General features: G+C 73.1%; 1 protein-coding gene. It reads right to left on the minus strand.

Translation table 11 applies throughout. From position 1 onward, the window contains the following. Positions 1–851, minus strand: an 851-nt coding sequence (locus EHS43_RS45345) for an ABC transporter permease (RefSeq protein WP_125196135.1), incomplete at both ends; no start/stop codon positions are given.

The following is an 851-nucleotide window of genomic DNA, read 5'->3' on the forward strand; positions in this document are numbered from 1 at the left end:
CCCCAGGCCAGTAGCGCGCCGCCCACCGCGTACGCCCCCAGCACCCACAGCGCCGAACCCGTCGCGTGGCCCGAGAAGTACACCGTGTTGCGGACCAGGGTCGTTCCGGCGCCCGGCGGCAGGGCGTGGCCGATCGCGCTCCAGAACGCGGGGAGCAGGGGAGCCGGGTAGACGCCGCCCGAGCTCGGGTTGCCGAGGACCACGAACAGGACGATGACCAGGGCCGTGCCGACCAGGCCCAGCAGGGTCTGCAGGGCCAGTGCCGTGGCCGCCGAGGCCAGGACGGTCAGGGTGCCGATCGCGCTCAGCGCCCAGAAGTGGCCGCCCAGGGCGTCGAACACCGGGCCCACGATCAGCGCTCCGGCCAGACCCGACACCACCGCGTACGGGACCAGGACCGCCAGGCGGATCAGGGTCCGGTGGCGGTTCGCCGGACGGGATCCGGACGCCATACCCATGATCGTCGCGGTCAGGTAGCCGCCGATCACCCAGCCCAGGACCAGGTAGAAGGACGTCATGCCGCGGCCGTCCCCGGAGTTGGGGGCGCGCAGGTCCGTCACCGTGATCCGGCGCTTCTCCGAGGCCTCGATCTTCTGGGCGATCTGGGTGGCGGTCTGGGACACCGACGGGCCGCCCGCCGAGGCGACGAGCAGGGTGTCCTCGGTGCCCTTCGGGTTGAACAGGAACGCCGCGTCCGTGCGCCGCGTCATGACCCAGTCGCGGGCAACGGCCTCACTGGAGGCCGCGGTTGCCCTCACCGGTTCGCCGTCCAGCGCGTTGAGCTGCGCGACGATCTGCGCGGACGCCTGCTGGGGGGCCACGACCGCCACGGGGATGCGGTGGGGGACGGG

The organism is Streptomyces sp. RP5T, assembly GCF_003933965.1.
Lineage (GTDB): Bacteria > Actinomycetota > Actinomycetes > Streptomycetales > Streptomycetaceae > Streptomyces.